This is a genomic window from Listeria rocourtiae subsp. hofi (assembly GCF_963575615.1).
GTDB lineage: Bacteria > Bacillota > Bacilli > Lactobacillales > Listeriaceae > Listeria_A > Listeria_A hofi.
This window is the reverse complement of record NZ_CAUYTL010000004.1, coordinates 62,043-85,783: the sequence shown is the minus strand read 5'-3', so window position 1 is coordinate 85,783 and position 23,741 is coordinate 62,043. Positions and strand designations below refer to the sequence as shown.

The 23,741-nt window shown below is 40.2% G+C and carries 28 protein-coding genes; 11 read left to right on the top strand and 17 right to left on the bottom strand.

Annotated elements, in window-relative coordinates; all coding sequences use genetic code 11:
* Window positions 1-29: 29 nt before the first annotated feature.
* The gene (locus tag R8925_RS03770; protein ID WP_430534586.1) at window positions 30-554 is read right to left on the bottom strand and encodes a GNAT family N-acetyltransferase; all 525 of its coding nucleotides are present in this window, start codon (window positions 552-554) and stop codon (window positions 30-32) included.
* A complete protein-coding gene (locus R8925_RS03765; protein ID WP_430534585.1) occupies window positions 535-1,560 on the bottom strand; it encodes a DUF975 family protein in 1,026 nt (341 codons plus the stop codon). The genes R8925_RS03770 and R8925_RS03765 overlap by 20 nt, the downstream gene beginning before the upstream one ends.
* Before the next feature lie 172 nt (window positions 1,561-1,732).
* Here R8925_RS03765 and R8925_RS03760 point away from each other — a divergent pair, with 172 nt between their 5' ends.
* The gene (locus tag R8925_RS03760) at window positions 1,733-1,924 is read left to right on the top strand and encodes an Lmo0654 family protein (protein ID WP_430534584.1); all 192 of its coding nucleotides are present in this window, start codon (window positions 1,733-1,735) and stop codon (window positions 1,922-1,924) included.
* 91 nt (window positions 1,925-2,015) lie between these two features.
* Window positions 2,016-2,741: a metallophosphoesterase gene (locus R8925_RS03755; RefSeq protein ID WP_430534583.1), complete on the top strand. Its 726-nt coding sequence runs from the start codon at window positions 2,016-2,018 to the stop codon at window positions 2,739-2,741.
* Between the two features lie 4 nt (window positions 2,742-2,745).
* Here R8925_RS03755 and R8925_RS03750 read toward each other — a convergent pair whose 3' ends face one another.
* The 5 genes from R8925_RS03750 to R8925_RS03730 all read right to left on the bottom strand — a co-directional run bounded on the left by R8925_RS03750 (window position 2,746) and on the right by R8925_RS03730 (window position 7,277).
* Window positions 2,746-3,759, bottom strand: coding sequence for an LLM class flavin-dependent oxidoreductase (locus R8925_RS03750; protein WP_430534582.1), 1,014 nt, complete (start codon window positions 3,757-3,759; stop codon window positions 2,746-2,748).
* A gap of 102 nt (window positions 3,760-3,861) precedes the next feature.
* Window positions 3,862-4,797, bottom strand: coding sequence for an LCP family protein (locus tag R8925_RS03745; RefSeq protein ID WP_430534581.1), 936 nt, complete (start codon window positions 4,795-4,797; stop codon window positions 3,862-3,864).
* A 92-nt stretch (window positions 4,798-4,889) separates the two neighbouring features.
* On the bottom strand, window positions 4,890-5,453 hold the full coding sequence (locus tag R8925_RS03740; protein ID WP_430534580.1) for a DUF420 domain-containing protein: 564 nt from the start codon (window positions 5,451-5,453) through the stop codon (window positions 4,890-4,892).
* 120 nt (window positions 5,454-5,573) lie between these two features.
* Window positions 5,574-6,389: a pyridoxine/pyridoxal/pyridoxamine kinase gene (pdxK, locus tag R8925_RS03735; protein WP_430534579.1), complete on the bottom strand. Its 816-nt coding sequence runs from the start codon at window positions 6,387-6,389 to the stop codon at window positions 5,574-5,576.
* Between the two features lie 21 nt (window positions 6,390-6,410).
* Window positions 6,411-7,277: a Cof-type HAD-IIB family hydrolase gene (locus R8925_RS03730; RefSeq protein WP_430534578.1), complete on the bottom strand. Its 867-nt coding sequence runs from the start codon at window positions 7,275-7,277 to the stop codon at window positions 6,411-6,413.
* 192 nt (window positions 7,278-7,469) lie between these two features.
* Between R8925_RS03730 and R8925_RS03725 the strand changes: the two genes are divergently transcribed.
* The 4 genes from R8925_RS03725 (at window position 7,470) to R8925_RS03710 (ending at window position 9,203) form a co-directional block, all read left to right on the top strand.
* A complete protein-coding gene (locus R8925_RS03725) occupies window positions 7,470-7,847 on the top strand; it encodes a DoxX family protein (protein ID WP_430534577.1) in 378 nt (125 codons plus the stop codon).
* 105 nt (window positions 7,848-7,952) lie between these two features.
* Window positions 7,953-8,525: a sugar O-acetyltransferase gene (locus tag R8925_RS03720; protein ID WP_430534576.1), complete on the top strand. Its 573-nt coding sequence runs from the start codon at window positions 7,953-7,955 to the stop codon at window positions 8,523-8,525.
* Window positions 8,525-8,812 carry a YwdI family protein gene (locus tag R8925_RS03715; protein WP_430534575.1) on the top strand — a complete coding sequence of 96 codons (288 nt, stop codon included), beginning with the start codon at window positions 8,525-8,527 and terminating at the stop codon, window positions 8,810-8,812. The genes R8925_RS03720 and R8925_RS03715 overlap by 1 nt, the downstream gene beginning before the upstream one ends.
* Window positions 8,813-8,828: 16 nt before the next feature.
* Window positions 8,829-9,203 (top strand): DUF423 domain-containing protein, encoded by a 375-nt coding sequence (locus R8925_RS03710; RefSeq protein WP_430534574.1) that lies wholly within the window; start codon window positions 8,829-8,831, stop codon window positions 9,201-9,203.
* A gap of 313 nt (window positions 9,204-9,516) precedes the next feature.
* Here R8925_RS03710 and R8925_RS03705 read toward each other — a convergent pair whose 3' ends face one another.
* From R8925_RS03705 to R8925_RS03680, 6 genes are all read right to left on the bottom strand, one after another.
* Window positions 9,517-9,888 carry an iron chaperone gene (locus R8925_RS03705; protein ID WP_430534621.1) on the bottom strand — a complete coding sequence of 124 codons (372 nt, stop codon included), beginning with the start codon at window positions 9,886-9,888 and terminating at the stop codon, window positions 9,517-9,519.
* 123 nt (window positions 9,889-10,011) lie between these two features.
* Entirely contained in the window at window positions 10,012-11,946 is a 1,935-nt protein-coding gene (locus R8925_RS03700; protein WP_430534573.1) for an ABC transporter permease, read from the bottom strand.
* A complete protein-coding gene (locus tag R8925_RS03695) occupies window positions 11,933-12,700 on the bottom strand; it encodes an ABC transporter ATP-binding protein (RefSeq protein ID WP_430534572.1) in 768 nt (255 codons plus the stop codon). The genes R8925_RS03700 and R8925_RS03695 overlap by 14 nt, the downstream gene beginning before the upstream one ends.
* Before the next feature lie 199 nt (window positions 12,701-12,899).
* On the bottom strand, window positions 12,900-13,655 hold the full coding sequence (gene hemQ / locus R8925_RS03690; protein WP_430534571.1) for a hydrogen peroxide-dependent heme synthase: 756 nt from the start codon (window positions 13,653-13,655) through the stop codon (window positions 12,900-12,902).
* Between the two features lie 118 nt (window positions 13,656-13,773).
* The gene (manA, locus tag R8925_RS03685; protein WP_430534570.1) at window positions 13,774-14,727 is read right to left on the bottom strand and encodes a mannose-6-phosphate isomerase, class I; all 954 of its coding nucleotides are present in this window, start codon (window positions 14,725-14,727) and stop codon (window positions 13,774-13,776) included.
* 19 nt (window positions 14,728-14,746) lie between these two features.
* Window positions 14,747-15,481 (bottom strand): NADPH-dependent oxidoreductase, encoded by a 735-nt coding sequence (locus R8925_RS03680; protein ID WP_430534569.1) that lies wholly within the window; start codon window positions 15,479-15,481, stop codon window positions 14,747-14,749.
* Window positions 15,482-15,615: 134 nt separating this feature from the next.
* Here R8925_RS03680 and R8925_RS03675 point away from each other — a divergent pair, with 134 nt between their 5' ends.
* From R8925_RS03675 to pta, 3 genes are all read left to right on the top strand, one after another.
* Complete coding sequence (locus tag R8925_RS03675; protein WP_430534568.1) at window positions 15,616-15,843, top strand: helix-turn-helix domain-containing protein; 228 nt, start codon at window positions 15,616-15,618, stop codon at window positions 15,841-15,843.
* A 151-nt stretch (window positions 15,844-15,994) separates the two neighbouring features.
* Window positions 15,995-16,714, top strand: coding sequence for a pseudouridine synthase (locus R8925_RS03670; protein ID WP_430534567.1), 720 nt, complete (start codon window positions 15,995-15,997; stop codon window positions 16,712-16,714).
* Window positions 16,715-16,904: 190 nt separating this feature from the next.
* The gene (pta, locus tag R8925_RS03665) at window positions 16,905-17,882 is read left to right on the top strand and encodes a phosphate acetyltransferase (RefSeq protein WP_430534566.1); all 978 of its coding nucleotides are present in this window, start codon (window positions 16,905-16,907) and stop codon (window positions 17,880-17,882) included.
* 49 nt (window positions 17,883-17,931) lie between these two features.
* Here the strand turns inward: pta and pdxT are convergent, their stop codons facing one another.
* Window positions 17,932-18,498, bottom strand: a complete 567-nt coding sequence (pdxT, locus tag R8925_RS03660) for a pyridoxal 5'-phosphate synthase glutaminase subunit PdxT (RefSeq protein ID WP_430534565.1) — start codon at window positions 18,496-18,498, stop codon at window positions 17,932-17,934.
* 1 nt (window position 18,499) lies between these two features.
* Complete coding sequence (pdxS, locus tag R8925_RS03655; RefSeq protein WP_430534564.1) at window positions 18,500-19,387, bottom strand: pyridoxal 5'-phosphate synthase lyase subunit PdxS; 888 nt, start codon at window positions 19,385-19,387, stop codon at window positions 18,500-18,502.
* Window positions 19,388-19,843: 456 nt separating this feature from the next.
* On the opposite strand from pdxS, the gene R8925_RS03650 reads away from it, so the two are divergent.
* On the top strand, window positions 19,844-21,274 hold the full coding sequence (locus tag R8925_RS03650) for an aminotransferase-like domain-containing protein (RefSeq protein ID WP_430534563.1): 1,431 nt from the start codon (window positions 19,844-19,846) through the stop codon (window positions 21,272-21,274).
* Between the two features lie 49 nt (window positions 21,275-21,323).
* Here the strand turns inward: R8925_RS03650 and R8925_RS03645 are convergent, their stop codons facing one another.
* Both R8925_RS03645 and R8925_RS03640 read right to left on the bottom strand, forming a co-directional pair.
* Complete coding sequence (locus tag R8925_RS03645; protein WP_430534562.1) at window positions 21,324-21,665, bottom strand: YxeA family protein; 342 nt, start codon at window positions 21,663-21,665, stop codon at window positions 21,324-21,326.
* A gap of 19 nt (window positions 21,666-21,684) precedes the next feature.
* A complete protein-coding gene (locus R8925_RS03640; protein ID WP_430534561.1) occupies window positions 21,685-22,044 on the bottom strand; it encodes a YxeA family protein in 360 nt (119 codons plus the stop codon).
* A gap of 191 nt (window positions 22,045-22,235) precedes the next feature.
* Between R8925_RS03640 and R8925_RS03635 the strand changes: the two genes are divergently transcribed.
* On the top strand, window positions 22,236-23,573 hold the full coding sequence (locus R8925_RS03635; RefSeq protein WP_430534560.1) for an MATE family efflux transporter: 1,338 nt from the start codon (window positions 22,236-22,238) through the stop codon (window positions 23,571-23,573).
* The last annotated feature ends 168 nt before the right edge of the window (window positions 23,574-23,741 follow it).

Below are 23,741 nucleotides of genomic sequence, written 5' to 3'. Positions count from 1 at the left end.
TAAATGAAAAACGAACGTAGGACTTAATCCTACGTTCGTTTTTCGTATATACAGAAGCCATCAACAATCGCCTTTTTGACGAAGCCAGCATTTTGATAGAGTGTGTTGAGCTTTTCGTTGTCAGCGATGCAATCAAGGCGCAGATATGGATAGCCGGTTTGTAAAGACTCCACACTAGCCCAATCTAGGATATCTTTGCTCAAATTCTGCCCGGCGAAATCTCTAGCAATCATTAATCGATGCAAATATCTCGCAGGAGTTTGGTAGCCATGATCACGCCATAAACGTTCATCCCAATCGCTTGCTGTTTTCCGTAAAATAAAAGCCGCTGCAATGTGATGGGTTTTGCGAACTAAAAAGACTTCACCGTCTCGAATACGTGTCTTTAGCTCGTGGACATCTTTTCCTTCCAGAATGTCGCTCCATTGCATGGAACCGCGACTCTTTAGCCAAGAGGCTGTATCTGTCATCAGTTGCTGTAAAGTTCCTTCATCGGAAACAGAGGCCTCTTGTACAGTAAAGTTTAATAGATGTTTATTTTGGTTCGTTTTCATTCTTTTGTTCCGTTGCTTCCTCAGAATCTGCTGGCTGTGATGGACGGACAGCTTCACTGATTGTATCGTCAGGTTGTTCAGGTTCTGCTTCAGGCGGCTCAGGATTGACCATTGAGTCAGCACCCCAAGTTTTATTCTCGAAGTGTGGTGCTTCTGGTTCTTCTGGTGGTGTCGGATTAACTGGCGGAATAGCACCAAACGACACATCATCTTCTGGAATTGTTGTCGTGTAATCAGTCGTATCCATATCGTCGCTAAATGTGCCAGTGCTTGCATACAAATCATCATAAAATACAGCACAAGACACGAGAACTTGTGGATAAATCCAAATAGCTAAACCAAACATGATAGCTAGCATCAAGAAATAACCAAGAATAAAAATTAGTAGAAATACTGGGCTCATATCAGTCGAGCTCGCATAGTAATCATATGAATATGATGCATCGTAGCCATATTCAAACATAGCCGTTGTGGCAGCTGCAATGATAGCAAGAACCATCATTACAATAGCTGGAATAAAGAACACCCAGATATAAGATAATATAAGGCCAAATAAACGTCCTTTATGACCATTCATGCGGTGTCGGCTCTCTGTAATGGCATCTAGTGGTGAGATATTGGGATCATCACGTAAAATCATGAACGTTTGTGAGTACGAGAAGGATTTAATAATACCTGGAATCAAGAATAGTAAACTCCATAAGAATGTAAAAATGAATACAAGTACCGCCGCCAGTAAATTACGGCCAAACGTTTTGAATCCGCTAAATAAGTAACCGATATCAGGTTTTTCTTGACGAGTAATAGCAAGGAAAAACCAAGTCACACCAATCATAAAAGGACCAGCAAAAATATAATAACCAATTGTTCCTAGGAATGGAATGAAGTTGATCATAGAAACAGCGCCTAAAATCACATAAGCAAGCACCATGCCACCAATCGCAAGTCCCCAATTTCCCTTTAAAGATTGCTTTGTCATTTTCCGAATTTCTGAAATGCTCATCATAAAATTTTATCCCCTTTCTTTTGTGAAAACACCCATATACTTAAAAATACCATACAATTCACCACAATGATAGTCATAATCTACATTTCATCAAAATGATTGACTTTTCAAGTAAAGGGGAATAGGCTATAGATAAAATAGATACAGACAATATTATTTGGAGGTGAAATACATGGCTTACGAAAAACAAGATTTAGAAGGACGCTTAATAGAGTTGCGCCGCCAACATCAGGAACTGCTTGGCGAAACAGATCAATTCAACGATACCAATCTAGTAAATGGCACAATTTCTGCTACAGAATTAAGAATGAATGCGCTTGAAAAAGAAATTAAATCTGTAGAAAAGAAAATAAATAAACTATAAAATAATCTAGAATGATAGTGAAACTGCCTTTCGAAGTCTGGTTTTAACTGACCCCAGTGCTTCAGAGGTATTTACATAAGAGGTGATGATGATGGAGTATATATTTGCAGTAGGAGATATTCATGGTGAGATAGTGGCTTTCGAGAAACTTTTGGAGCATTGGACACTTGACAAAGAGCGGTTGTTATCAGTTGGCGATTTAATTGATCGCGGAAAAGACCCAGGGGCGGTTATCCGTAAAGCCATGCTTCTTGAAGCAAAGTATGGCGCTATTTTTCTGCGTGGAAATCATGAAAATATGTTACTCGACTGGCTTGCTGACCCTTGCAAGAAAATGATGTATTACATAAGCCAAGGAGGAATGGAAACGATTGAAAGCCTACTAACCTACAAAACATCAGCAAAAATGACACCGGAAGAACTAGCACGACGAGTTGAAAATGAGGCAGCTTCCGAACTTGCCTTCATTAGAAATCGACCATATTATTTTGAATGGGGTGATTTTGTATTTGTTCATGCAGGTGTTGATTTTGAAATTGCGGATTGGAAACAAACATCCGAGCATGATATGGTTTGGGTTCGTGAGTCATTTCAGCAAGGAACGAATCGGACTGGAAAAACCTTTGTAGTCGGGCATACACCAACGGAAAGTTTGAATACCGATCATTCCACAGCTATTTGGTACTCATCAGATCGCTCGATTATCGATATTGATGGCGGCGCGGTGTTTGGTGGAGCACTGCACGGTGTTTTATTCTCACAAGAAAAGGTAGAGAAAATATATACCGTTACTAATGAAAAAAAGCTTAGCGATTAATCGTCTAAGCTTTCTTTTCTTCCCAAATTTCGTGAAGTAGCTGGTAGTTTTTTTGTTTGAGTGATGGGTCGTATATATTGGACGCGACAATGAGTTCGTCTGGTTGATATGCCTCCATGAATTGTTCCAGTTCTGCCGATACTTTTTTCTTATCACCGATGAAGGAATATCTAAGCTGATGCAAAAGCGCATTTTTTTCGTATTCAGACCAGATTTGATCGATATTTGCCACAGGTTTAGGAAGTGGAGTTGGTTCGCCACGTGTCAGGTTTAAGAAGGAAAGGTGACCAGACGTAGCTAGGAAATTAGCTTCCTCGACTGTATCGCTAAGAACTGAACTCACAGTAACCATCGCGTAAGGTTCGTCTAAAATATTTGAAGGCTCAAAGCGAGTGCGATAAAGTTCTAGCGCATTTCCTAACTCATTCGGCGCAAAATGAGCTGCGAAGGCAAACGGCAAGCCAAATTTTGCGGCTAATTTGGCACTGTAGGTACTAGAGCCGAGTAAATAAAGCGGAACGTGAAGGCCACGACCAGGAATGGCGAAAATACCATTGTTACCTTCATCAGAAAAATAGTTCCCAAGCTCAATGACTGAATTAGGAAATGCTTCTACGGTTTCATGCAAATCACGTCGAAGTGCACGAGCTGTTTTAAAGTCAGTGCCTGGCGCGCGACCGAGGCCAAGATCAATTCGCCCTGGGTACATCGTTGTTAGCGTGCCAAACTGCTCTGCGATAACAAGTGGTGAATGGTTCGGAAGCATGATACCACCAGAACCGACGCGAATTTTTTCTGTATGGCTTGCAAGAAAACCTATTAAAACAGCTGTCGCGGAACTAGCCACTCCAGGAATCCCATGATGCTCAGCCACCCAGTAACGATGAAATCCTGTGTTTTCAGCGAACTGAATGAGCGATTTACTATTCTGGAAAGCGTCGGCTTCATTGAAACCTTCACGGATACTGGCTAAATCAAGAATCGATAAGGGAATTTGCCCAAATTTATTATCGGTCATAAAAATCACTGCCCTTCTTTGACTATTAGTATATGCCTCTTCTAAGCGATAGTCAAAAAAAAGAAACCGCTCGCCATGAATAACGAGTGATTTCGATGAATGTTAGTCCTTTAAGAAGTCTTGTAACGCTTTTGCATTGGCTGCCACATCGATATCTAGCACAGAACCATGTGAATTGCGTACATTTTTATACGTGCCATCGACCGGTAGGCGGAAATCTGCCATATCTTTTGCGTTACCTAATACGAAATCTTTTCCGATAGAGATCATCATACCTGTTGTTACATTCGTATTTGTATAGCCTTGCATCGTTCCAATTAAACTAGGTAGCTTCGTAATAGTACCAATACTTTGTGCTTGGTCTTTTAGGGCGTTAAGAACTTGTTGCTGACGACGAACCCGGCCGAAATCACTTTCTGCATCATGACGGAAGCGGGCATATTGTAGCAAAGTTTCACCGTCCATTGTTTGTTTACCAGCTTTGATGTTTGCTTCGATATTTTTTGACATATCTTTCTCTGCGTCAATTTCAATTCCATTTGGCGCAAGGGTATCGACAATTTTTGGGAAACCTTCAAAATTGGCAACCACATAATACTCAATATTGACACCAAAATTTTCTTTAATTGTTTGGCGAACTAACTCTGGGCCACCAAACGAATAAGCTGCGTTAATCTTGTTTAAACCGTAACCAGGGATATCGACATATGTATCACGCATAATCGAGACTAATTTCGGTGATTTTGACTTCGTATCATAGTGAGCGATAAGCAAGGAATCCGAACGGCCTTGATCTTTTCCGCGCGAGTCACTTCCTATTAATAAGACATTGAGATCATTCACATCTTCGGCTTTTTGGCCATTAAATTCAAATTCTTTCATGCTATTATCAGCCTCAGCTGCATTTAAACTCGATTTATATTGGTAAAAACCAAGTCCAGCGATGGCCAGTATAATGACTATAATAATTGCAAAAATAGTCCTGCCTTTACGTAGTTTCTTCTTTGTTGGTTGATTGCGATTTTGGCGAGTGGCCATATCTTTCACCTCGTTCATAAATTTGAAGCTAACAGCAAAACAATTCTCCCAAAATAATTATAGCTGATGAATGTTACACGAATATGCCAAAATTAATAATAAGGCGCCATAAACAGGTAAACAAGTACGCCAGTTAAGCTTACATACAGCCAAATTGGCATGGTCCAACGTACGATTTTTTTGTGTTTTTGGATTTGGTTTGTCCATCCCCAAACGAGTGCAAATAGCGCTAAAGGCACAACGATAGCGGCCAAGAAGCTATGCGTAATCAGGATGAAGAAATAGATAGGACGAACAATTCCTTCTCCACCGAATGTCGATGTTTCCGCAGACATGTAGTGAAATGTCAAGTAGCTGACTAGGAAAAATAACGTCGATGTGAAGGCTGCTAAAATAAAACCACGGTGCATCTTCACATTTCTCTTCGCAATTATCGCCCATAATGCAATTAACAAAAATACAAACGTAAAGCTGTTAAAAATTGCATTGAGTCTTGGAAAAATAGATAAGTCATAGTCAACTTTCCCTTGATAACCAATTGGTGAGAAGAATAGAAGTAAAATAACAACGACCGCGACAAAGGATAGAATCATAATGGGCCAAAAATAGTTTTTGTCAGACGACGCTTTATTTATCGTATCTTTTTTTTCTGTCATGAATTTAAATCCCCCTAAAATAAGTTTCGCTACTATTATAACATGTCTGGGGGATGAATTGGTATGAAAAGTAATTCACAATTAAAAATCTTGCCTGGAAAACCAAGCAAGATTAACTATTTATCTATTCTCAGCGTTATTATAAGCACCATGCCATACTGGGCCGATAAATTTATTTAATGCAAATCCACCTTTTATAGCTGCGGTTACGAAGTCTTTTGCTTTATGCACAGCTTCTTCCACCGTTAAGCCCTTCGCAAGTCCAGCTGTTATTGCTGCTGCAAATGTACAACCAGCACCGTGATTGAAGTTTGTGTCGATTTTTGGTGTTTCAAGAACAGTGAATGTTGTCCCATCGTATAATAGGTCGATCGCGTTGTCGCTTTGCAATGCTTTTCCACCTTTGATGACAACGTATTTTACGCCTAATGCTACAATTTTTTTTGCAGCAGCTTTCATATCGTCAAGCGTCGTCAGTTTGCCAAGCCCAGAAAGTTGACCGGCTTCGAAAAGATTCGGTGTTGTAATTAACGCGCGTGGTAACAATAAATCGCGAATTGCTTCGGCATTTTCCGGCTGGATAAGCTCATCTTCCCCTTTGCAAACCATCACGGGATCAATCACGACATTTTGCAAGTTGTGCTCGTCAATGGCATCACGAGTAGCTTCGATGATTTCAACTGAACCGAGCATTCCCGTTTTCATCGCGTCAACAGGACCACCTGAAAGGATTGTTTTCAATTGGGCGCGTAATAAATTAGCATCAAGCGGCGTCACACCATGGCTCCAATTATTGTCGGGATCCATTGTTACGATTGTTGTAATCGCCGAAAAGCCAAATGTACCGTATTCCTCAAACGTTTTTAAATCTGCTTGGAGTCCAGCGCCACCACTAGAATCCGAGCCTGCAATAGTTAATGTTTTTTTGATTGTCATGATAAATTCCCTCCAGTTACCTTAATTATTTGTTTCAAGCATTTTTTGAATCGCAGTTGCTACCCCATGCTCGTCATTTGAATCGGTGATGTGCTTGGCTAATTTTTTGACTTCGGGCTCGGCATTGCCCATTGCAACGCTGTAACCTGCTATTTTCAACATAGAAACATCATTGAAATTATCACCAATCGCAAAAGTTTCGTCCATCGTTACGCCCATTTTTTCTACATAATACTGCAAAGAAAGTCCTTTTTGAGCATCGATATGTGTAATTTCGATATTGTCGGAAAAAGAAGAGCTAATCGCCAGATTTCCCTGTGCTTCAAGTTGTTTTTTTGCTTTTTTGAGCACCGCTTGATCAGAAGAAAAGGCGATGAATTTCAAAATCGTGATATCCTCATTGTTGAACAGACGCTCCGTATCATCAATCACATGAACATCCTTGCTTTCAAAACGTTCCTCAACATAGCGATGAATCTCTTCAGCACTGAAATTTGGGTGCACCTTCCCTTGAATTTCCTTCATTAGCTCGATGCCTTTATCTTTATTCGGTGAAATCGGGCCGATATCAGTGAAGAACTCGCAATACATTCCGAGGTCTGTTAACACTTGATATGTATACCGTGCTGAGGCTTTGTCGATTGGAATCTGTTTCAAAATCTTGCCGTGTTCATCACGAATCTCAGCCCCATTCATACAAATCGCCGGTCCATAGAGGTTTGCGTGGTTGATGAGTTGCATCGCATCATCGTACATTCGCCCTGTGCACAAGACGAAATGAATGCCTTTTGCCCGAGCTTGTTCGATAGCTTTTACGCCTTCCTCGTCCACTTGGATTTTTGAGTTAAGCAGTGTGCCGTCCATATCTGAAGCAATTACTTTTATCATAATAATAGAATCCTCCCATTTTCGTACCTACAACACTAGGATATCATTTTTTTAGCAAAATTGCAGTAAGTAAAACTGATGAATCAGAAGTTATAAAGCTAGAATTTAAGAAAAAATTAATACCTAGTTAAGTAGTAAGATATATTTTTTCAGCATAATGAATGTAACGATAAAAATAAAGGAGATGAGAAAATGAATAAATACGGTATTTTGATTGTGCGAATTTTGCTTGGTGGGATTGTCTTTTTACACGGGCTACAGAAGTTCACAGGCGGGATTGGAGGGACAGTTCAGTTTTTCGATAGTTTAGGAATTCCTGGGTTTATGGCTTATATTGTCGCTCCACTTGAAATAATTGGTGGTTTGGCACTTGTTTTTGGCGTGCTGGTACCATACGCATCTGCGCTAATTATTGGTATTCTTTCAGTAGCTATTGTGACCGTGAGCTTCTCAAAAGGATTCATCGGTGGTTATGAGTTCGATTTTACTTTGCTCGTACTAGCCATCGTAACTTTTATAACCGGCTCATTTAAAAAAATATTTCAGTTCCTACCGACAAGCGAAAAATAATGCGATATCCGCCCAGTTCAGAAGTCATTTTTGAATTGGGCTTTTTGTTAGAAAAACGTTATAATGGAAGGAGTTGATAAAAATAGGGAAGGGTGGATGCAAAAAATGATGACAGAACGTGAAAAGATGATTAGCGGCGAATTATATCGAGCGGGAGACCCAGAGCTTGTGGCAGGGCGAGAACGAGCTCGTGAACTATGTGCGAAGATTAATGGTGTTGTAAGTGATGCTGCTGCTCGTGAAGTACATATTCGTGAATTATTAGGCTCAGCAGGAAAAAATGTTTACATGGAGCCGAATGTACGTCTTGATTACGGTTATAATATGGAAGTTGGCGATGATTTTTACGCGAATTTTGATTGTGTTTTTTTAGATTGCGCTTCGATTAAAATTGGTAACAATTGTATGTTCGCGCCGGGTGTCCATGTTTATACAGCGTACCATCCGCTTGACGCGACAGAGCGAAATAGTGGACGAGAATTTGCAAAAAGTGTCACGATTGGTCATAATGTTTGGATTGGCGGTCGTAGCGTAATTAATCCAGGAATTACGATTGGCGATAATGCGGTTATTGGATCTGGTTCCGTTGTGACAAAAGATGTGCCCGCGAACACGGTCGTTGCCGGAAATCCAGCACGCGTAATTCGTCAATTAGACCAGCAGGGGGAAAGCCTATAATGACAGTATCGGACCAAACCCTCTTTATGAAGATGGAGCAGGAATTGAACCTCGCAAAAGCGGCCAAATCAGAACAAGAAAAACAGTTGCATCTACATGGGTTAGCCGTATTAATAGAAGTAATGCGTGATCAAAACTCGTCCCCCTTATCGTCAGCAACATTCAGTTCAAGCAGGGAGTATCAAGCGATGACCGGCGAATTACCTGTAGCCAAATCAGCGACAATTGATGGTGGCAAAATAGACACAGAAGATGGATCAAATGGTGATTCACTGCTAGATTTTTAGAGGGGGCGAATACGAAATGAGAAAAATGTTAATAATAGGTGCAATATTTGCAGGTTTAGCTGTAGGAATAGGCGCTTTCGGGGCACATGCGTTGAAAGAAATACTAGGAAGCTATCACACAACTTTCGAAACAGGCGTTCAATATCAAATGTTTCATGCCACAGCGATTCTAATTGTAGGTTTACTACTTAGCAAAATAAATAGTGGACTATTGCGAACAGCAGGATATTTGTTCGGGACCGGAATTATTCTGTTTTCAGGCAGTTTATATGTACTCAGCATCACTAAAATCACCGTCCTTGGAGCAGTAACTCCACTTGGCGGCGTAGCATTCATCACCGGATGGATTTGTTTTATCATCGCCGTAGCAAAATATAAACCAGTATTGTAATATAAAAAGCGTTGCGTAAGAAGGGATTTCATAATATTAAGTGGAATGTGGTAATTTTTGTTACCTAACTTTAACAAAAAAAGGTTAAAAAAAAAGGATTGGATTTCAAATAGCGGGGTATTATACATGTAAGCAACGACATCTTAATTACTTTTTCTCCCTTTTTAGTAATTGAGAGTCTTTCTTACCTTAAACTCCCTTTTAATCGCTAAACCTGCTGACATTGCTGGTCTAGCGATATTTTTTTGTCTTTTAGCCTAATATGCTCTAAAAAACGCCCACTAAATGAGAGGACGTTTCACCAAAGCTATTGTTATTTTCGCCAAAATGTTTCGCAATCTGCTTTATCCGTAATATTAAAGGCAATCATATCTCGCAATAAATCATAATTCACTGGCTTATCCCATGGGAATCGGACTAGATTTGCAGTATGTGTGTAGCCAGCTGCTTTGATGGCATCTGAGAAACGTGCGACTACTATTGCTTCAGGTGACGCGGCGAAATTGTTTTTGGCGATGCTAAATCCAATAATGAACGTTTCATGGTCAGTGAACATTGGTTGATTCCACGCTATTTTTGACTTTAGATTAGGGAATTCTTCTTTCACCCAGTTCAAAACATCTTCCATCTGTGCTCTATGCTCGAGATTGTCGATTTTTGCTAAGTATTCTGATAAATTTTCCATCATTGTTCCTCCAGTCGATTTTAAATGATATATCTCTATTTTAGCGTAAGTGGATGAAAATACAAGAAAGAAGTATGGCGTACCAGTCGACAAGAACGGCACGCCATACTTCTTATTTTGTATCTATTTCTTTTTTCCCATCACGATATTCGTATAAGTATTGACAGTTAGGAAGTAGTAAATTGTGAACATCGCTGTGTAGATTCCAGTACTAATAATAACTGGTAACGTGAGATCCATCTGCAACATATTGGAGAACATGTTAAGTGCGACAGAGCTATGAGCGATACCAAGTATGAGTGGTATGAGGAAAATCACGAGCACTTGCTTAGCGATTGTTTTACGAATTTCTTTGCGATCCAAGCCTATTTTCTTCAGAATATCATAAGTTGCAATATCGTTATATGCTTCTGTTAATTGTTTGAAGTAGATGATACTACCAGTAGCAGCAAGGAATACAAGTCCGATAAACATACCAATGAAAAGAAGTACGCCAATTGTGCTCATTGACATTTCATAACCGGACGGATAGCTTATAAAATTGGCATCCTCAGGTAGTACTTTATCCATTTTATCGCTGAGTGCAACTGCATCTTTCGGGTTCTCAACTACGATGGATTGTATCGTTTGTGTTTTTTGAGTAGAGATTGTTTTAGCTACATTATCAGACAAAATCAGAAGGTAGTAAACACTGGCTAGTGGTGATTGCTCTAAGGTTTCTGTTAAGGTTACCTGTTGATTGGTACTATTTTTTAAGGTGAAAGTTTGATTTTTAAGCGTGCTCGATGATTTTTCTTCGAGACTGAAATTAGGTGAAATAAGAATTGCTTCGTCATCTTGCAGGTCCGCTTTTTTGATATCTGTATTATCTTGGATAGCTAAAAGTTTATTATAATCTGTTTGGCTAATGAATGTGAAGCCAGAATCAGGACTATATGCAAATGGCATTTCACGGTCGCTAGTAGCTTTAATATCGCGCAAAGCCGTTTCTTGATGACCAGTCATTGGTGTTTTTGTACTTGTTTCAGCAAGTTTCAATGCCTCCTCGTTACTTTTCTTATCCACAATTACATATTCAAAAGTAGAAGGATATGACATGTCTGAAGTTTTGTTGACATTATAGTAGAGGCTTCCGATAGCACCGATTGCAGTAAGCGTTGTAGCACTTAGAATTGCTATGACAGCAAGCGTTCTAGCATTTGAAGCAATTCGGAAAGAAAGCTGGGAATTACTAATAATATTTGTCCCATTATAAAAAATTCGTTTGTTTTTACGAATTTGATTGAGTAGGAACGGTAAAAAATTGCTTAGAAGTAGCGCGGTTCCAATAATTACAGAGAATAGAATGGTCAACATGCCAGCTCCTGGCCCCATTTTTGCTAGTAGAGAGTCCTCGCTAAGTGGTTGAAGGGCAAGGAAGTAGCCTCCTGCAATGAATAAAATCGCTATAATTGCCAAGACTGGATTGTTTTTCGGTGTTTTTTCACGTTTACTTTCTGAATGAAACAAATCAAGAAGCGTTGTGCTGTAAATAATGCGATAGCCGCTAAGCGATGTGATCAGTGTGATAATGATGAAAATAATGACTGTATTAATCACGGCATCCATTGAAAAGACGAAATTACTCACACCGCCAAAATCCATGACTTTAAGTAGAATTGTGACAAAAAGCTTAGATAGTAATGTTCCAAGTCCAATCCCGACGGCAAGTGCGACAACACCCATCAAGAAATTCTCATAGAAAAGCATACGGCCAATTTCTTTTTTACGAAGACCGAGTAGAGAATAAAGACCAATCTCCTTTTTGCGTTTCCGTGTGAAAAAATGATTCGAGTATAAAATGAAGATGGCAACAAAAATAATTAAGACAATCGATGAAGCATTGAAAACAGCAGAAAGCTTGGCGTTCCTATCGATACGCTCTACAACCGCTGGATCTTTCGCTAACGAGACGAAGGTATAGTAAATCATAATCGAGAAACTCATTGATGCAAAATAGAGGAAGTAGTGAATGAAATTATGTTTAATATTCTTTTTTGCTAAATCAAATAACGTCATTCATGTCGCCCCCTAATTGCGCTAACACATCAAGAATTTTTTGGAAGAACTCCTTACGCGTCTTCGTTCCGCGATAAATTTCAGTAAAAATAGCACCATCTTTTATGAATAAAATTCGCTTACAAAAGCTGGCGGCATAAGCATCATGTGTAACCATCATAATCGTTGAATGCGCCTGCTCATTTAGGCCTTTCAAGCTTTCAAGCAAATCTGTTGCTGACTTAGAATCAAGCGCTCCTGTAGGTTCATCTGCGAAAATTAAACTAGGATTGGCAATAATCGCACGACTTGCGGCTGTCCGTTGTTTTTGTCCACCAGAAATCTCATTTGGATACTTATCTAAAATGTCACGAATGCCGAATGTATCTGCAACTTTATCAAGACTTGCTTCCATTTCCTTCACAGGACGTTTCGCAAGTGCAAGCGGTAAGATAATATTTTCCCGAACACTAAGCGTATCCAACAAGTTATAATCTTGAAAAATGAAACCGAGCTGATCACGACGGAATGTTGACATTTGCTGTTCATTCATCGACTCCAGTCCTTGCCCTGAAATTTGAATCTCACCAGATGTAGGCTTATCAATTGTTGAAAAAACATTGAGTAGTGTCGATTTCCCGGCACCACTAGGTCCCATGATACCAACAAAATCCCCTTTTATGATCTCCAAACTAATATTATCCAAAGCTGTATACACATTTCCTTTTATTCCGTAAACTTTACGAACATTCTTTGCTTGTAATACCATTTCCATGTAAACTCCTCCTAAATAAATAACTTATAGGCTTAGTGTAACGGTAAAAAGGAATGCGTTCCATTGAGTAAGATGACATTTTGAAGGAGGTGGCTTACAATTTTGTAACTATGAAAGTTAAACAGTCGTTGAGGCCGAATCTTGGTCAAGTAACACAGAAAAGCCTAGCTCTCACCATAAGGGAAGCTAGGCTCTAATACTACATTCTAAAGAAATTAGGCAATGCATCTGTTGTGATATAATTTCCAATCAAAAACGAACCAAATTCCGCAAAACGAGCACTAGACTCATCAAAGCGCATTTCAGTAACAATTCGTTTAAAATCAAGCGCGTCATCTGCAAAAAGCGTCACGCCCCATTCAAAATCATCAAGACCAATCGATCCGCCAATAATTTGCTTTATTTTTCCAGCATACGTACGACCAATCGCCCCGTGGTCTCGAATCATAGTTTGGCGCTCTTCCATCGGCAACATGTACCAGTTATCTGTTAGATTGCGCCTCTTTGTCATCGGATAAAAACAAATATGTTTACGAGCTGGCAATTCCGGATATAGACGCTCACGCACATGTTTATTCTCGTAAGGATCTCCATCTTTCGCCAGGTGATTTGCCAAGTAATTGCTTAGTTCCACAACAGAAACGTAAGAATAGGCTGGTAATAAATAATCCGCAATACGTAGTTTATTCAGCTGATTCTCAACCTCATTCAAACCCTCAAGCGTCGGTCGAAGCGTGAAAAATAGCAAATCTGCTTTTTGACCTATAATCGAATAAACGATATGCTCTCCTTCTCCCATTTTTTTTGTGATTTCCATATCCCCTAAAAAATTTTGTAATTCATTGAGCATAGCGTCGCGGTCAGTGGAGGAAACCTCTCTTAAAGCAGGCCAGTCAATTGTTCTGAAATCATGCAGGGAAAACCAACCATCTAATGTTTTAACAGCTTCGTTCATAATTCAAGCACTTCCTTCCTATGTATTACTTGAATTGTAACATAGAAATGGGAAATTTGTCTGGTGCTCTGTTTGTGAAAAAAACCTCCATAAAAAGATATGGAGGCAGGTTAAAAAATTATTTTGCAGGTGTTGAAGCTATGCAGCTCACATGGCCATCAATCGTCCAGTTCTTGCATGTTGCTGGCAAAATGAAATGGTCTGCTTTTTTGATAGGTGTCGCTTCGCCGTCGATGATTAGCGTGGCTTCACCAGTTAAGACACTGACCAACGTATAGGGCGCAGTCGCAGTGAAATCAGCTTTTCCGTCAATGTCCCATTTGTAAACGGCAAAAAATTCACTTTCCACAAAAGTAGTTTCAGTCAGTGCGCCGGTTGTTTTTGTTGTGATATTTAAAACGGCGTCATGATGTGGAACAGTCGTCACATCAATCGATTTTTCCAAGTGAAGTTCTCGCTTATTGCCTTGTGCATCGACACGATCGTAATCATACACGCGATAAGTTGTATCCGAGCTTTGTTGGGTTTCTAAAACGAGCGTCCCTGTACAAAGCGCGTGAATCGTACCACTTGGCACATAGAAAAAGTCGCCTGGTTTAATGGCCACTTTACGAAGCAATTCATGCCATTTCCCATCGCGGGTCCAGTCAATTAATTGTTGTTTTGATGTCGCATTATGCCCGTATACAAGTTCTGCACCGGGATCACAATCGATTATATACCAGCATTCAGTTTTGCCAAGCTCACCGTTCTCGTGCTCCTTTGCATAGGCATCATTTGGATGAACTTGCACCGATAAGTCCGTGTTCGCATCCAAAATTTTAGTCAACAACGGGAAAACTGCCTCTTTTGGGTTGCCGAATAAAGCAGGTTGTTCCGCCCATAATTCAGTCAACGTTTTCCCAGCAAATTCGCCATTTTTTATTGTTGAAGGACCGTTTGGGTGCGCCGAAATCGCCCAATATTCACCAGTTGTCTCTGTTGGAATATCATAGCCAAAGAAGTCACGTAATTTTGTACCGCCCCATATGCGGTCTTGAAAAACCGAATCTAAAAATAAAGCTTTTGTCATTGTATTTGCCTCCTAATTTTTATACATCTTTCATCAAAAAACCTTGTTGCTTCAACGTCTCAGCAATCGAAGGATAGTAATCTTTATCGTAAAATTTTGAAACCCGGGCTGTCCACGAAACACCACCCTCACGTGCCGAAAAAGGAATAATGGTTTCATCATAAGTTGCCATCAAATCTGCGACATCGGTTTGATACGTTTCTTGGAAGTAGATAGCTTCTTTCGGAAAACGCGGTTTAATCGGCATTTCCACATCAGGATAGCCAATACAAAGTCCGACAACAGGAAAAACGTGCTTTGGCAATTTCAAAAATTCGATGACGTCTGCCATGTTACGACGAATGCCACCAATGCATACAACGCCTAAGTCAAAAGATTCCGCAGCAATAATCGCATTTTCGCAAGCAAGCCCCACGTCTGTCGCACCAACGAGTAAAGCATCCACATTTTGAACGGCTGAAAGAGAGCCCTGATGTTGTTCGCTCGCCAAGTGAGTACGATAAAAATCAGCTACAAAAACTAGAAAAACTGAACTTTCTGCTATGTAAGGTTGGTTACCACAAAGCTCGGCCATCTTTGCTTTACGTTCAGGATTTTGGATTGCGATTATCGAATATTGTTGTCCATTAATCCACGATGGAGCGCTCTGAGCAGCACGAACAATACTGTCTAATTGCGCTTTTGGAATCGTTTTATCAGCTTGATATTTGCGAAAAGAACGATGATTTCGCAAGTGGTCTATGATTGGATTCATAAGAAATACCTCCATTTCGATATTACTAACAGACTAAGTATAGCCTTTTTTAGAATTAGATGAAAGTGTTAAGGCTAACAGTTGAAAAAAGAGTCCAAAATCCAGTAGAATAGCGATAGAAAGCAGGTGAGCGCATGATGGATAAAAAGAAAGCTATCCAGCTATTAGAAAAGTACTTTTTAACAGCCGAAGAAGCCGCCACATTTTTAGGAATTTCCAAACAAGCCTTATCATCTCTTGTTAAGCGCGGTAAGGTAGAGCGCGTCGAGAAGGGGCAAATGAATCTGTTTTTTAAAGCGGATTTAGAGAGGCGAAAGCAGGAGCAAGCAATTTTACGCAAAAAATACCGACCATATACATAATCTTTACCTTGATTTTGCTAGGATCCCTTCTTTATTATTGTTTAGCAGCGTGACAGAAAGAATGAGTATGGCAAGAATAGTGCCCAATTGTCAAGACTCAAAATAACCGTTAGAATAGATAGAAGAAAGAGACGTGTGGAGGTTTAAGAGAATGAGATTGGACAAATTGCTCGCAAATAGTGGTTTTGGAAGTCGAACAGAAGTGAAAAGTTTGCTAAAGGCGGGCGCGGTAACCGTCAATGATACGCGTCAAAAAGAGGCAAAATACCAAGTGAATGCAACACAAGACAAGGTGGAAGTACACGGCGAATTGGTTGTATATGAGGAATTTACATACTTAATGATGAATAAACCCCAGGGAGTTGTTAGTGCGACCGAGGACAATTGGGATGAGACGGTGATTGACTTATTAGATGCACGCGATCAATTAAAAAAATTATTTCCGGTTGGGCGATTGGATAAAGATACAGAGGGCTTGTTGCTGATTTCCAATAATGGTGTTTTGGCGCACAATTTATTGTCTCCGAAAAAACATGTCGATAAGACCTATTTTGCAAAAATTGATGGGGTTGTGACAGAAGCAGATATTGCGATTTTTAAAGCAGGTGTTACGATTTCTGATAATTATACGTGCAAGCCTGCAGAATTAGCTATTTTGGCAATTGAAAATGGTATTTCGACAGTGGAAATTATAATTCAAGAGGGAAAATTTCACCAAGTGAAGCGGATGTTTGAAGCGGTGGATAAACAAGTGACATATTTGAAACGGTTGCGCATGGGGACACTGGAATTAGATGCAGAGCTAGCGCTAGGAGAATATCGTCCGTTGACAGAGGATGAATTGGCAGGCTTAATAGCAAAAGATAAATAATCTGTATTAGTTAAAACTTTGATTAGACCATTACAGTTGAAGGAAGTATTTATGATGCTTAGTTAATGTTGTATTAATACAAAAGCTATTAGAATGAAACTGCTATATACGATTGGAATTACTATCAAAGTGCTCGATTTCGTAGTAGAATGGAAGTATCATATTATTATAATTGGAGGAAAATGAAATTATGAGTGACTTATTTACAACGTTAAAAGCACAAGTAGCAGGAAAGGGTTTACGCATTGTATTACCAGAAGGCGAAGATGCACGTATTGTTGGTGCAGCGGTGGAACTTTTGAAAGATGAGGTTGTAACACCAATTTTGTTAGGCGATAAAGCCGCTATTGTGGCGACTGCGAAAGAATTGAATGTATCACTTGATGGCATTGCGATTCACGAACCAGCAACAGATCCGCTTTTTGATGAGCTGGTTGCGGCATTTGTGGAACGTCGTAAAGGCAAGGCGACAGAAGAGGATGCACGCAAAATTCTTGTTGATCCGAACTATTTTGGTACGATGTTGGTTTACACTGGAAAAGCGGACGGGCTTGTGAGTGGCGCAGCGCATTCTACAGCAGATACCGTTCGTCCAGCGTTACAAATTATTAAAACGAAACCTGGTATTTCAAAAGTGGCGGGTGCGATGATTATGGTTCGTGGCGATGAAAAATATGTTTTTAGCGATGTAGCGATTAATATTGCACCAGTTGCGCAAGATTTGGCGGAGAACGCGATTGTCAGCGCAGAAACGGCTTCGGTATTCGGAATCGATCCACGTGTAGCAATGCTGAGCTTTTCAACAAAAGGCTCTGCTAAGTCAGATGAAACGGTAAAAGTAGCAGAGGCAACAGCAATTGCGAAAGAAAAAGCACCAGATTTAGTATTAGATGGTGAGTTCCAATTTGACGCAGCGTTTGTTCCTTCTGTAGCAGCAAGCAAAGCGCCGGATTCTGTGTTAAAAGGTGACGCAAATGTATTTATTTTCCCTAGCTTAGAAGCAGGAAATATTGGTTACAAAATTGCGCAACGTTTAGGTGATTTTGAAGCAGTTGGACCGATTTTACAAGGTTTGAATGCGCCTGTAAACGATCTTTCTCGCGGTTGTAATACGAAAGATGTTTACAACTTAACGCTAATTACTGCGGCTCAAGCTGTAGCAGAATAACTTTGCATGAAAAAACGGATTGCGCGGTAATGGCAATCCGTTTTTTCGTTTATAAGGAGGCGATGAAAAGTTCTAGTAAGCGATTATCACCAGTTAATTCTGGATGAAACGCGGTAACTAGAATTTTTCCTTGCCTAGCTGCAACATATTTATTATCAATCGATGCTAGAATCTCGACGTTTTCACCGACAGAAGCGATGTAAGGCGCTCGGATGAAAACTGCTGGGAACGGCCCACTCTCAATCCCTTCTATCTCAATCGCGGCTTCAAAACTATCTTTTTGGCGACCAAAGCCATTTCGTATTACAACAGTATCGATTAAGTCAAGAGTTTCATCGTCGTTTCCATCTATTTTTCGTGCCGTTAAAACAAGGCCTGCGCATGTTCCAAAAATACCTTTTCCTGATTTAGCAAAAACTTGGATTGTCTCAAATAAATCGTATTTTTTCATGAGACGGCGCATTGTCGTACTTTCGCCACCAGGTAAGATAAGGCCATCAAGATCGCGCAACTGATCAGGATGTTTTACAGGAACGGCAAGGGCTCCGGCTAAAGAAATTGCGTTGAGATGTTCAGAAACCGCTCCTTGTAAAGCCAAAACACCAATTTTTTTCATATTACCAGCCTCTATCTTGCATACGATCTTCTGGGTTTAAACGAGAAATCTCGATTCCCTTCATCGCCGTACCAAGTTCTTTTGATAGTTTGCCAATCAGCTCGTAATCTGTATAATAAGTCGTCGCTTGTACGATTGCGTTTGCAAATTTAGCTGGATTATCCGATTTGAAAATACCTGATCCAACGAAGACACCGTCCGCGCCAAGCTCCATCATCAAGGCTGCATCCGCAGGTGTAGCGACGCCTCCAGCTGCGAAATTTACGACCGGCAATTTGCCAAGCGTTTTGATTTCTTTTAGAAGTTCATACGGAGCACCTAAAATTTTAGCTTCTGTCATCAGTTCGTCATCGCTCATCACACTGACTTTGCGAATTTGGCTGTTCACCTTTCGCATGTGGCGAACGGCCTCTACGATATTTCCAGTTCCTGGTTCTCCCTTTGTACGAAGCATCGAAGCACCTTCACCGATACGGCGGAGCGCTTCACCAAGATCACGACAGCCACATACAAATGGCACGGTAAAATCGCTTTTTAGAAGGTGGAATTCATCATCTGCAGGGGTTAAAACTTCACTTTCATCGATATAATCAACGCCCATCGCTTCAAGCACACGAGCTTCAGAAATATGGCCGATACGAGCTTTTGCCATGACTGGAATCGAAACTGCACTCATAACTTCCTCGATAATGCGTGGATCAGCCATACGAGCAACACCACCCGCAGCACGAATATCAGAAGGCACCCGTTCTAATGCCATAACTGCTACAGCACCAGCATCCTCCGCAATTTTTGCCTGTTCCGCGTTAATGACATCCATGATAACGCCGCCTTTTTGCATTTGTGCCATACCTCTTTTTGCTAACTCACTACCAGTTTGCTTTTCCATTCGATTGACTCCTCCTTTATATATGTAAAACTTCTGCCTTGGAAACCTGTACATTTATATGGTAAGCTAAAACCAAATTTAAAAAAACAGCCAATTGGATGATAAATAGGTGGTCCATTAAAGAAAAGCTGCAATAGTCCGCCAATTGTAGTGAGTTCTTAGTAAAGCAAATCGCACTGTTAAAAAACTACAACTCTTGTTGTTGTGAAGGATGTGAAGTTTTCAAGGAGTTGTCATAAGAGGAAAGCAGTTTCATTGCATTCCACTGCATATTGAGGTTCTAGTAAAGCGAACGACGCTTTCCAAGAACCACAACTCTTGTTGTTGTGTGGTGTGTGTTAAGTTTTCAAGGAGTTGTCGTAAGAGGAAAGCAGTTTCATTGCATTCCACTGCATATTGAGGTTCTAGTAAAGCAAACGACGCTTTCCAAGAACCACAACAAAAGGAGGGCTCCCCATGTGGAAAATCACCAAAACCGAATCAATTCCAATTTACCAGCAAATCATTGCGCTTATGGAAGACTATATTGAGGTTGGTAAGCTACTCCCAGGCGATAAAATTCCAGCCGAGCGTGAACTTGCCGCCATGCTTAATGTAAATCGATCTACACTGTCTAAAGCGCTTGATGAACTTAGCGCACGTGGTATCATTACACGAAAACAAGGAAGTGGGACGCGTATCAGTGAAGATAAATGGGGTGTTTTCACTGGCAAAAAAACAAACTGGCGTCACTATGTATCGCAAGGTTCTTTTTTGCAAGCAACTCCGTACATGGATAAAATGAAACAGCTTCTGCATGAATCACCGGATGGCGTTATTGACCTTGCTTCCGGCGAACTTCCTGTTCAACTCATCCCCAAAATATCGACGCCAGCCTTATCTTGGCAAACATTTTTAGCGGAAGAGGATAGCGAGGACATAGCAGGGTACCAGCCTTTAAAAGAAACTATTCGTGATATGATTGTACGAGATCATGATGTGAAAACGAATCTCGATCAAATTTTTATCACATCGGGTGCGCAACAAGCTCTATTTTTAATTACACAATGTTTATTAACGAGTGGAGATGCGATTGCGATTGAGTCACCTTCCTACTTTTATGCATTGTCAATATTTCAGTCGGCAGGTCTGCGAATCTATGCATTGCCAATGGATGAAAACGGCGTGAAACTAGATGAATTGGAACAACTTTATCGCAAGCATCGTATTAAAATGGTGTTCGTCAATCCAACTTTCCAAAATCCGACTAGCTTAACAATGGGAACAAAACGCCGAGAAGCATTGGTGAAATTGTGTGCGAAAATCCAAGTCCCAATTGTAGAGGATGACCCGTACAGCATGTTATCGTTTACCGATTACGCCATGCCCCCACTTTTAAAGAAATTAGATCCTGATAACGTTCTCTACATCGGTTCTTTATCGAAAATAATGGGTTCCACTACGCGTATTGGTTGGCTTTTAGGGCCGGCTGCTGTTGTGACAAGGCTCGCCGAAGCACGAAAAGAAATGGATTTTGGACTTAGTATATTCCCACAAGTACTGGCAAACCATGTCCTAAATGACGCTGATTTCGAGCACCATATCTCATGGTTGCGCCAAACTTTGCAGAAACAGCGTGACTTACTAATCGCCTGTTTGCCAGAGGGACTAAAATATCATGTCCCACAAGGCGGTTTCCATCTTTGGTGCCAATTACCAAGCGATAAAAACTGGACGAGCCGCAGTTTTGATATTTTTTTGGAGCATAAATTACTAGTTATGCCAGCTTTCTTATTTGGTATCAAGGAATCAGCCATCCGATTAACTTTTACTCGGTTAAACGAAGGGAACAGCTCGGAATTTAGACGGCGGTTGAGAAATATAATAATGGAGCTTAATGCTGAATAAGTAAAAAAGTGTTACATCAAGGGCGATAAATCCTTGACATAACACCTTTTTATTGTTCTGCATAATATTGAATCGTGGAGGGTAACTTTTTGACTTGTTTGTAATTGGCAACAAATTGATTATTTGTGACATGAATTTTGAATTTCTTATTTTTAGCCAGTTTGTCAGGTGAGTAGAATGTGATGCTTTCCGAACTGCCATCTTTTTTGTAACCTTTTAATGTATATTTATAACCGGAAAAATTATTTTTTTGGATTTGTTCGCCATTCGTATTCACATCTACAAAATAGGCTTTGGCAGCTGCATCTGATGGCATTCCATATTCAAATACAACGCATAGTGCAATTAATAATCCTGCTAAAGTAAGTAATAATCCTTTTTTGTTTTTCATTGTCCTCAACCTTTCTGTATTAGTTTAGTTTATCGGCGGCTTTTTTTGGAACATCCTTTTGTTTGATTTCTTCATAGGATGTCACGCCTTTATCTTCTTTCACGAATACTTCTAAATACGCGCCTTTACGTAAATTCTTTTGGGCGATGAGTTCGAGTTGCTTTTCTTCACCATTCTCATTGTAACTTTGTAAACTGTAATTGTAGTTTGTGTAGCTTTTACCGTCGCTTGCTTGACCTTTTGTTACTTTACCATCTGTTGTGATTTTGACATAGTATGTATCGGCACCTACACGGTTAAAATTCACAAAGCGCATAGTGAGCATTGCGCCACCTATTATAATAACGATAATGATGAGTGTGAGCATTAATTTTTTCATTTCGTTGCCAACTCCTTTACTTGATACATTTATTATAGCGTGGCAAAAGATTAGATTCCCGCTTCTTAACTAACAAAAGGGGTGCCGAAACTTACAATTTTGCAATGTTGGCTGTCATGTTGCTTTTTTATTGAAAATATGATTAAATAGTAACGTTGACTAATTAACGTTAGGTTAGGAAGTGAAAAGCTATGAAAGAAATGGACACAAGAATGGAGACTGACTCAGTTTTGAAGGTATTTTTACGGTATTTGATTCCTTCGCTTGTTGGAATGTTGCTGATGTCGGTGAATATTGTAGCAGATGGAATTTTTGTGGGGCATCGGCTTGGTGGAGTTGCGCTTGCAGGCATTAACATCGCGGTTCCGGTATTCTCAATTTTTACGGCAATCTCGCTTTGGATTGGGATTGGCGGAGCAACACAATACTCGTTTGCACTAGGTGAGAAGAACATTCCAGAGGCGCAACGCATTTTTACTCGTTCTATTATAATGGTGTTTGTTATCACGATTACACTTGCGGCGATTGCATTTGTATTTCGGGTGCCACTCGCGAATGTGCTAGGTGCAAATCCAGAGACGTTACCGTATGTGATGGATTACATGACGATTCTTCTCATGTTTGGATTTGCCTTTACGATTGAAAACATTTTGAGTATTTTTGTACGTAATGATGGGGATCCCAATTTATCGATGGTTGCGCTTATTGTGACAGCAATCGTAAATGTGATTTTGAATTATTATTTCTTATTTATTTTAGATTGGGGCGTTAGTGGCTCGGCTGGCGCGACAATCATTGCTGTAACGGTAGGAATTGGCGTTTTATCTATCCATTTTTTCAAGAAAACGTCGCGCCTAAAATTCGTGAAATTCCGCTTTTCGAAAAAATCATTTACAAAAACGTTCTCGATTGGTTTACCGAGCTTCTTGTCGGAACTTGGTTTGTCAGTGTTCACGATGGGTTACAATATCGCGATTGCAGCGGTAGCCGGTACAGCGGGAGTTGCAGCTTTTTCTGTATTGAATTATACGCATAGTGTGATTTTGATGTTGTTCCTCGGTATGAGTTCTGCCATTCAACCATTGATTAGTTACTATCGTGGCGCAAAGCAGCAAGATAGGGAGCAACAAACAATGAGACTTGCCGTTATCACAGCGATTGGAACCGGACTAGTGTTCTTCGTTGGTGGATTCTTTGGTGCAGGCCACATTGTAGCGATGTTTGGCACATTTAGCCCAGAAATTGTGGATTTGGCAACAATAGCTGTGCAGATTTTCTTCGCGGGTTATCTTTTTATGGGCTTTAACTTCGTGATGATGACCTATTTCCAAACGAGCGGACGTGTAGGAATGGCGATTTGGATTACCGTAGCGCGTGAAATGCTATTTATGGTGGCCTTTTTAATCATCTTACCTCCGTTTTTGGGGGCAGAAGGTGTTTGGGCATCGATTCCACTTTCAGAAGCTGTTGTGGCACTCTCTATCATTATTTATGTGAGACGAAAGCACATATTTAGCAAAGTACAATGAGGTTAGAAAATCCGTGTCATGCAGATGCGGATTTTCTAATGTTTGTGAAATAAAAAAACCATAAAAATCCTGACACTAAATATGGTATCATACGGTACTCTAATCACAACTTGTAGTGGTTGACAAAATCGTTTTTTGTAGTCTGCTTCACATAGATTTTGCTGCAAA